The organism is Peribacillus sp. NPDC058002 (assembly GCF_042886655.1).
Classification (GTDB): Bacteria; Bacillota; Bacilli; order Bacillales; family DSM-1321; genus Peribacillus; species Peribacillus aracenensis.
In genome coordinates, this window is record NZ_JBHVQU010000048.1 from 19,399 (window position 1) to 27,579 (window position 8,181).

Below are 8,181 nucleotides of genomic sequence, written 5' to 3' on the forward strand. Positions count from 1 at the left end.
TTATTTTTGGGGTGATTAATTAGATCAGGTCCTATTACTGAAGAAATGCCTGGCATGAGAAAAATGGCTATCGTGGGGTGCTCATGAACCATCTTGAATGATAATCGATGTTAATCGCTGTCGGCTGTGCTCCATGATGAACTATCATTCTTTCTGTTTCCAAAAATCATTTTTATAAATGGCCTTTTCTTTGTCTTTTTAGTGGCAGCAGCCTCTTCAGCCGCGAGTAAATAATCAAACGGCTGGCCCATTGGTGTTTCTAACGCTTCGATACGGGCTTCGAGTTTCTTAACGAGTTTGTGCATGTCTTCCATTTCACTTCTGTGCTGTAAAAGCTGATAGGATACAACATCGTCCGCTTTTGTTTTCAGCCCATTTTCAAGCCGGGTGACCCGTTCTAGCAGTTGATCATGTTCTTTATCCGATTCGGAGTGTTTCTGGATGGTTGCTTTTCTAATTTTTTTCTCTGAGATGCTGACCTTTTGGAGAATGATGCCTTCGTTCAGCTGATCTTGGATTTTTCTCAATAATGCAATGTCTTCATCCGAAAACTGGTAGTGGCCAAGCTGATTCCGTTCTACTTCCATGTTCAATTGGGTGACCCAGCGTTGAATCGTACTATGGGAAACATTCAGTAACCGGGCAACTGCACTTGTATTCATCGAGATTCCCCCTTTTGGTTGTTGAATTCGATAAGTATTAGGGAATTCCTTTACAGATGACAAAACATGTATTCATTCGGCAAAGAAAGTGAAATTCCTACGTAATTTGCATAAGGAGCAATTCAAGATGGAATCCCCCTTGGATTGATCCTTATGCAATTGTTGAGCATTTTTAGGAACTTTAAGAAGCATTTGTGATGGTGTGGCTGATAATCAATCAAGATATAAAGGGAAAAGTGATCCAGATGTCGAATTTACCCTTAAAACATGGAAAAAGGAGGACTAGCATGAACAGGATCAACATTATCACTTTAGGTGTCAGGGATATTACTGAATCATTGAGGTTTTACCGGGACGGATTGGGATTCCGTACATCGATTAAAGAGGACGAACCCGCAATCGTTTTTTTTTATAATGCCGGAACGAAACTTGCTTTGTATCCTTTAGAGGAGCTAGTAAAAGACATCAATGAGAAAGAACCGCCTAAGAAAAAGGGGTTCCCGGGTCTTACGCTAGCTTATAATGCTAAATCAGTTGAAGAAGTGGATGATGTGATCAAGAAGGCTGGAAAGGCTGGGGGAACAATTGAAAAATCACCTCAGGATGTTGTTTGGGGAGGATACAGCGGATATTTTTCAGACCCCGACGGTTACTATTGGGAGGTTGCGTATTCGAAGGATTGGAGTTTCGATGAAAATGATATGCTGATTATAAAGTAACGCTGTTACCCTTCATAAGATGTGCCGATCTTTTATGAAGGGCTGTTGCCTGGCCACTGCTGTAGGAGTGGCCAGGCAACAGCTGATCACCATCATGCGTCTTACTGCGAAACTACATATTTGGCTAGTTCTTTACTTATTTGATTGCCCATTCGCTTCGATTGCTCTGTCGCTTCTTGTACACAGGCAATGAATGCTTCTTCCACTTGATGTGCTTGAAGTGCTTTCAGACCTGCTTCAGTCGTTCCTCCTGGTGAAGTTACTTCCTTTCTTAGTACGGCAGGCGTTTTTGGTGATTTCTGTAACATATCGGCCGCACCCATCAGTGTCTGCAGAATCAATTGCTTGGCGGTTTCGGAATCGAGACCTATTTTTTCTGCCGATTTTTCCAATGCCTCTACCAAGTAATAAATATAAGCCGGGCCGCTGCCTGATAAGCCTGTTACCGCATCTAGCTGGGTTTCGTCTACGACTGCCACCGTACCTACCGTTTCAAAAAGGGTAATCGCCGTTTGTAATTGCGAGTCCTTCGTATGACCGTTAGCCGCAAGGGCGGTTGCTGATTTTCCTACAGCTGCCGATGTATTAGGCATGGCACGGACGATCGAGAACCGCTTGTTGGCGATTCCTTCCAAGCTTGTTGTATGAACCCCGGCAACAACGGAAATGAACAGCATTTCTTCACGGATGTATTCTTTTATTGATTGCATCGTTTCTAAAATATCTTTCGGTTTCACCGCCAGGACGACAAGGCTTGCATCCTGGACTAATTGCTGCAGCGATCTTGTGGCAGTAACACCATATTGGTTCTTTAAATAATCGAACCGATCATCATTTGATTTATTTGTTACAAAAATATTTGCTGGTTCGATCACCTGTTGGGTCACCAGCCCTGAAATGATTGCTTCTGCCATCGATCCAGCTCCGATAAACGCGATTTTTTCCATATTTCCCGCTCCTTTTTCTTTTGTATTTTCGGCCTTTTTTTGAAAAACAAAAAGACCCCTCATCCAATAAAGGACGAAAGGTCTAGCTTCCGTGGTACCACCTTTGTTCAACTTTTCCATAACGAATAAACAGAAAAGCTGCACTTGAATCCTCTAACGCGGGAATTACGTCAGGTTTTCCTGAAGGCTCATAAGGTAGGTTCAATAATGAGGGGGCGGTGAAGCCTTTCAGCACATTCCGAGCTTCACTCTCTTTACGCCATCATAAATTTACTTGGCCTTAATCAATGCCACGCCGTCTTTAATTACTTGTGATTATGAAGGATATATCAGTACTCTGTCAATGATAATATATGCAAGGACGACAAAAAGTAGACATGAATTATGTGAAAATAATGACAGTGATTTAAAATACATGTAAAATGGTAATTATACATGATAAGTATACTAGGAATCCTGTTTAGCGTATAAAAAGATTTATATAAATATAATTTTCTAAGGTGGATAAGATAATGGCGAATTGGAATGGAGATATTGCAAAACTTGCTTTGCCCACGCCGTTTGCAGTGGGTGATGTGAATGTTTATGTAGTTAAAGGGGATGCTTTAACGTTAATCGATACGGGAGTGAAAACAAAACGATCAAAGGAAGCCCTGACTAAAGGGCTTGGGGATTTGGGTCTGAAACTGACTGATATCGAACAAATCATTTTAACCCATCATCATCCTGATCATGCTGGTGCACTCGATTTCTTTGAAAAGGAAATCCCGGTTTATGGACACAAAAATAATCAGCGCTGGTTGACTATCAGTGATGAATTCCTTGAAACCCATAATCGTTTTTTCCTTGATTATGCCACTAAGTTCGGAGTGGCAGAAGAGCTGAAAAATGAACTGACCCATAACCGCAATGAAATCAGTTTCCTTAGTGAACGGAAGCTTCATGGATATTTGGCTGAGGGAGATGAGCTCCCTGGTCTTCCAGGCTGGAAAGTGATCGAGACTCCTGGGCATGCTCAAAGCCATTTATCCTTTTACCGGGAAAGTGACGGTGTCATGATTGCAGGCGATCACTTGCTTGCCAAGATCTCACCTAATCCATTAATGGAACCACCTTTACTTCCCGGAGGCATGAGGCCTCGTCCTTTACTGCAATATAATGCATCACTTCAGAAATTATTGGATCTTTCCATTTCCACTGTTTACTCCGGACATGGATCTGAAGTGGAAGGAGATGCGGTTGCCGACTTGATTCAATATCGATTCGAGCGGCAGCATAACCGTGCCATGCAGGTGAAAAACATGCTTCAAGATCGGCCTTTATCGGCCTTTGAAGTTTGTCAGCAGCTTTTCCCGAAAGTATACCTTCAGGAAGTGGGCCTGACACTTTCGGAAACGGTCGGTCAGTTGGATTATTTAGAAGACTTGGGTGAAGTCGAAACAGAAATCCAATCAGGGGTCATTCTGTATTCAATCGCTTAATGTTCGCAAGGAGGCTCATTTTTTTGAATAAGTTGCAAGGCAAAGTCATTGTTATTACCGGTGCTTCCGGAGGGATTGGCAAGGAAGTTGCCATTCAAAGTGCAAAGCAGGGGGCCCGTCTCGTCCTCTTGGCCAGAAGCCTGGATAAATTACTGCAGCTAAAGAATGAACTGATCACCCAATATGGGATTGATGCATATGCCTATAAGCTTGATGTTGCAGATACTGATCAGGTGACAAATGTATTTAATGACATCCATGCGCAAATAGGAGAAGTGGATGTGTTGGTCAACAATGCTGGTTTCGGCACGTTTAAAGAAGCACAGGATACGGAGTTAAATGAAACGAAAGCAATGTTTGCTGTCAACGTCATTGGATTGATGGCCTGCACAAAGCTGGTTCTTCCGTATATGAAGCTAAGAAAAGCGGGGCATATCATCAACATAGCTTCTCAGGCCGGTAAAATCGCCACACCTAAATCAACATTGTACTCTTCGACCAAGTTCGCGGTTCTTGGCTATTCAAACGCACTTCGGCTCGAGCTGATGGACGATCATGTTTTTGTGACCACCGTCAATCCTGGACCCATAGAAACGAATTTCTTTAACATTGCGGATGAATCAGGTACATACTTAAAGAATGTTGAAAAATTCATGCTTAAGCCTGGAGATGTCGCTGCCAAAATCGTAGCGGCGATGCTGACCAATAAGAGGGAAATCAATCTCCCTGGCTGGATGAATTTAGCTGGGAAATGGTATAACATGTTTCCAAAGATCACCGAAACATTAGGGAAAAAAGCATTTTTTAAAAAGTAGGCTAAACTTTCGATACCGGAAAAGGCGAAAGTTGGTCTAATAATAGGCAAAGGGGAATGTCGATGACATTCCCCTTTTGGAAATGACCGAAGTTGTCTATATTAAATAAATAATTGGTAACTATTTCAGGGAGAAGCCGTCTATTTCTATTAGGAGGGATTTGTATGAAGATGATAGTGAACCTTTATATCTCTATATTCGTTGCTTTTATTCTGGGCAGCTGCCAATCCCCTGATTGGAACATGGATGAAGTCATTGATAAGGGGGAAGAAGGTTTCGTTACGGATCTTGACGATAAAAGGATTTTGATTAAAGGGACGTATTATAGGGTGACCAATGATACATATATTCAAGATCAACATGGTAATTACCTCGATTATTCCGACCTGGAAATCGGCATGAAAGTGAAGCCGTGGCACCGGGGCGGGGTGGAGAAATCATTCCCTGGGAAAGCGGAAGCGAAACTGATTCTTGTTTTGACGGATGAAAAAAGCTTAGCCGAACAAAGGGCGGTCACTGCTGCCCTCAATCATGTCAGCAAAGCGGAAAGTCAGCGATTCATGGTTCTCGAAGTCGTCCATTTACCATCAGAGCATGTTTATAATATCGAAATGATGAATCGTTCAAACTTAGACTCTTCATTCATGGTGACAGTAGAAGATTTGACGGATGAAATATTATATATAAAATAAAACAACCGGACTGAATCACTTTGGAATTCTGTCCGGTTGTTTTATGGGGATTCGCTCACAAGAATAAGATTTTTGTCCTGATCTTATAAAGTTTTCGCACCTAAATATTTTGGTTTCCAATAAGAATTATCCATATCCGCGATGGCTATTCCTTTAGAAGACGTTGCACTAATGAATTGACCATTTCCGATATAGATCCCAACATGGGATACTCCTGTTCTTCCAGAAGAAGTATCAAAGAATACAAGGTCGCCCTTAGCTGGTGAAGATACTTTTAAACCTGTATTGGAATAGAGCAATGATGTTGTACGCGGTAAGGTAATTCCTTGTGATTTCTGGAATACATAATAGACGAACCCTGAGCAGTCGAATCCAGTCGGTGTCGTCCCGCCCCATTTGTAAGGTTTGCCTATTAAAGTTTTTGAATAGCTTATCAGGCTTGTATTATTGACATTATAAACACCAAGCGCATTAAATGTGCCTCGGCCGGCAATTCCATCGGCAGTTAACCCTTTGGCTTTTTGGAATTTTTTTACTGCGGATTCAGAATAGGTGCCGTAATATGTAGTCAGTGAACCTGTATATGTGAAATATCCTTTGGTTTTTAAAAGTTGTTGTAGTTGTTTGACATCGCTGTGTGTCATTCCGGGTCTGAGGGTTTGATCTCCAATATTTGCAGAGGCTTGCAGTGGGGTTAGCATCATGGCAGATGCAACAGCAGCTGAAGCGATCCATTTCTTCATAATTTTCATTTCCTCTCTATCTATCTCTCTATAATTCTTAACAATATTATCCTACAATACCATTGTGACAATTAGACATATTTTTGGTTACAGTTTCATTACAAAAAATGAGCAGTAAGACTGAATGATAAATGGACGAAAGTCTGTTGAAAAGGGTGTGCGAATTTCAAAAAACTGAGTATATGGATTCATTAAAAAATATTCAAGCTACTAATTGATTCTCTTTTAAAAAAACAATTTGGATATGGAGTTTAAATTTGGTATTTTATCCATTTTTAGTGTCTTTTATATTTTTCAAGGAAATTACAATAAAAAGTAGAAATTTGTATGAAAACTTCCATTGAATAAGAACGTATATTCGGTTAAAGTTATGAATATAATAAAAGCGAACGTATATTCTTATTAGGGTGAAGAAATGATGGATTATGGGACGATGCCGAAACAATCAATTATGTGTATCGATATAAAAAGTTTTTATGCAAGCTGTTCAGCAGTCATGCTTGGTCTGGACCCGCTTGATTGTTATCTGGCGGTGGTTGGTGATTTGAAGAGGACAGGGAGCATTGTGCTCGCGGCTTCTCCAAAAATGAAGAAGGAATTTGGCATCAAGACAGGGTCGCGGATGTTTGAGATCCCGAATGATCCGAGGATTGTCGTCGTTGAACCTAAAATGGCGACCTATTTAAGGGTTTCGACGGAAATTACCCGCTTGTTCAACCGTTATGTGCCCAAAGAAGCGATTCACGTATATAGTGTGGACGAAAGTTTTGTGAAAGTCGATGGTGCCGCTTCTTTATGGGGAGATGCCCGGATGATAGCTGAAAAGATAAAGGATGAAATCGAACGCGAATTACAGCTCCCTTGTGCAATTGGAATTGGGCCGAACATGCTTATGGCAAAGCTTTGCCTTGATTTGGATGCCAAACATAAAGGGATTGCCGAATGGAAGTATGAGGATGTGCCAAGCAAACTTTGGCCGATTTCCCCGCTTCGTGAAATGTGGGGGATCGGCAGGCGCGTTGAAAAAACCCTTCATGGAATGGGGATATTTACGGTTGGGCAGCTTGCCAATTATGATCTTGAATTACTTGAAGCGAAGTTTGGGATTATGGGCAATCAGCTTTACCACCATGCGTGGGGAATAGATTTATCCGATATGGGGGCAGCGATCATCGAAGGGCAGGTAAGCTTCGGCAAAAGCCAAATCCTGCTGCGGGATTATAAGGAGGAGCATGAGGTGAAGCAGGTCATGCTGGAAATTTGCGAAGAAGTTGGAAGAAGGGCACGCACCCATCGCAAGGCAGGAAGAACGGTGAGCCTAAGCATTGGTTACAGCAAGGATGAGTTTGGCGGGGGGTTCCATCGTTCGCGTTCGATTAGCGAACCGACCAACATCACGATGGAGTTATATAAAGTTTGCCTGGAGCTTTTTCATGAGAACTATAAGCAAAAAACGGTTCGGAGCATAGAGGTCAGACTCTCGAATATTGTGGATGATAACGAAATGCAGTTGACTTTATTCGATGCTTCGCGCTGGAAGAAGCGGGAATTGAGTTACACAGTTGATCGAATTCGCCATAAATATGGAGCCAAATCGTTATTGCGTGCGGTTTCGTATACGGAAGCCGGTACAGCCGTTTACCGAAGCAGGCTGCTTGGTGGGCATAAGGCGTAGGGGTGACTTTTTGAAGGGAGGGAAAAGAATGATTCGTGATCGCGGCCGTATCAAATGGACATCGATGATGTTACCGGAGCATGTGAAGATGCTGCGGGATTGGGCGGTGGAGGATGGCTATGAAACGAAGCGCATCCTGGATGAGCAGCAACTGGAAGAAATGAATGCTGTAATGGGTGAAGCGATGGAGGAAAGAAAGGATGTTACGATTGCACATTATGAAGGAAACCGGTATCAGCTGTTAATCGGCAGGATCCATTATTATAATGAGCCCACCCAAAAGCTTCATATCGTTGATCGGTTTCAGCAGGTTCACTATATCAGGCTCTCCGATATAGCGGATGTAAGGATAACGGAATGATGAGCGGAAAGGCCGTTCCAAGGGACAGCCTTTCATTTTCATCGTTATTATTAATATAATCGGCATTTGCTAGATAGGTTTTATTT

General features: G+C 42.1%; 9 protein-coding genes. 6 read left to right on the forward strand and 3 right to left on the reverse strand.

What is annotated here, in order from left to right; translation table 11 throughout:
* Nucleotides 1–110: 110 nt before the first annotated feature.
* Nucleotides 111–662: a MerR family transcriptional regulator gene (locus tag ACFVSH_RS11405; RefSeq protein ID WP_260284635.1), complete on the reverse strand. Its 552-nt coding sequence runs from the start codon at nucleotides 660–662 to the stop codon at nucleotides 111–113.
* A gap of 287 nt (nucleotides 663–949) precedes the next feature.
* Between ACFVSH_RS11405 and ACFVSH_RS11410 the strand changes: the two genes are divergently transcribed.
* The gene (locus tag ACFVSH_RS11410; RefSeq protein WP_387597806.1) at nucleotides 950–1,381 is read left to right on the forward strand and encodes a VOC family protein; all 432 of its coding nucleotides are present in this window, start codon (nucleotides 950–952) and stop codon (nucleotides 1,379–1,381) included.
* Nucleotides 1,382–1,482: 101 nt separating this feature from the next.
* Here ACFVSH_RS11410 and proC read toward each other — a convergent pair whose 3' ends face one another.
* On the reverse strand, nucleotides 1,483–2,328 hold the full coding sequence (proC, locus tag ACFVSH_RS11415) for a pyrroline-5-carboxylate reductase (protein WP_260284633.1): 846 nt from the start codon (nucleotides 2,326–2,328) through the stop codon (nucleotides 1,483–1,485).
* 512 nt (nucleotides 2,329–2,840) lie between these two features.
* Between proC and ACFVSH_RS11420 the strand changes: the two genes are divergently transcribed.
* From ACFVSH_RS11420 to ACFVSH_RS11430, 3 genes are all read left to right on the forward strand, one after another.
* Nucleotides 2,841–3,809, forward strand: coding sequence for an MBL fold metallo-hydrolase (locus ACFVSH_RS11420; RefSeq protein ID WP_387597803.1), 969 nt, complete (start codon nucleotides 2,841–2,843; stop codon nucleotides 3,807–3,809).
* Nucleotides 3,809–4,624: an SDR family NAD(P)-dependent oxidoreductase gene (locus tag ACFVSH_RS11425; RefSeq protein ID WP_192205418.1), complete on the forward strand. Its 816-nt coding sequence runs from the start codon at nucleotides 3,809–3,811 to the stop codon at nucleotides 4,622–4,624. The genes ACFVSH_RS11420 and ACFVSH_RS11425 overlap by 1 nt, the downstream gene beginning before the upstream one ends.
* Nucleotides 4,625–4,788: 164 nt before the next feature.
* A complete protein-coding gene (locus tag ACFVSH_RS11430) occupies nucleotides 4,789–5,316 on the forward strand; it encodes a hypothetical protein (protein ID WP_387597799.1) in 528 nt (175 codons plus the stop codon).
* Between the two features lie 83 nt (nucleotides 5,317–5,399).
* Here ACFVSH_RS11430 and ACFVSH_RS11435 read toward each other — a convergent pair whose 3' ends face one another.
* Nucleotides 5,400–6,059 carry a C40 family peptidase gene (locus tag ACFVSH_RS11435; protein ID WP_387597796.1) on the reverse strand — a complete coding sequence of 220 codons (660 nt, stop codon included), beginning with the start codon at nucleotides 6,057–6,059 and terminating at the stop codon, nucleotides 5,400–5,402.
* 415 nt (nucleotides 6,060–6,474) lie between these two features.
* Between ACFVSH_RS11435 and ACFVSH_RS11440 the strand changes: the two genes are divergently transcribed.
* Nucleotides 6,475–7,734: a Y-family DNA polymerase gene (locus ACFVSH_RS11440; protein WP_387597793.1), complete on the forward strand. Its 1,260-nt coding sequence runs from the start codon at nucleotides 6,475–6,477 to the stop codon at nucleotides 7,732–7,734.
* A 28-nt stretch (nucleotides 7,735–7,762) separates the two neighbouring features.
* Complete coding sequence (locus ACFVSH_RS11445; protein ID WP_387597790.1) at nucleotides 7,763–8,095, forward strand: YolD-like family protein; 333 nt, start codon at nucleotides 7,763–7,765, stop codon at nucleotides 8,093–8,095.
* The last annotated feature ends 86 nt before the right edge of the window (nucleotides 8,096–8,181 follow it).

Bases quoted from the DNA above. Each gene is read 5' to 3' on its own strand.
- ACFVSH_RS11445 (WP_387597790.1), top strand. From the start codon at position 7,763: ATGATTCGTGATCGCGGCCGTATCAAATGGACATCGATGATGTTACCG.
- ACFVSH_RS11425 (WP_192205418.1), top strand. From the start codon at position 3,809: ATGTTCGCAAGGAGGCTCATTTTTTTGAATAAGTTGCAAGGCAAAGTC.
- ACFVSH_RS11430 (WP_387597799.1), top strand. From the start codon at position 4,789: ATGAAGATGATAGTGAACCTTTATATCTCTATATTCGTTGCTTTTATT.
- ACFVSH_RS11440 (WP_387597793.1), top strand. From the start codon at position 6,475: ATGATGGATTATGGGACGATGCCGAAACAATCAATTATGTGTATCGAT.
- ACFVSH_RS11420 (WP_387597803.1), top strand. From the start codon at position 2,841: ATGGCGAATTGGAATGGAGATATTGCAAAACTTGCTTTGCCCACGCCG.
- ACFVSH_RS11405 (WP_260284635.1), bottom strand. From the start codon at position 662: ATGAATACAAGTGCAGTTGCCCGGTTACTGAATGTTTCCCATAGTACG.
- proC (WP_260284633.1), bottom strand. From the start codon at position 2,328: ATGGAAAAAATCGCGTTTATCGGAGCTGGATCGATGGCAGAAGCAATC.
- ACFVSH_RS11410 (WP_387597806.1), top strand. From the start codon at position 950: ATGAACAGGATCAACATTATCACTTTAGGTGTCAGGGATATTACTGAA.
- ACFVSH_RS11435 (WP_387597796.1), bottom strand. From the start codon at position 6,059: ATGAAGAAATGGATCGCTTCAGCTGCTGTTGCATCTGCCATGATGCTA.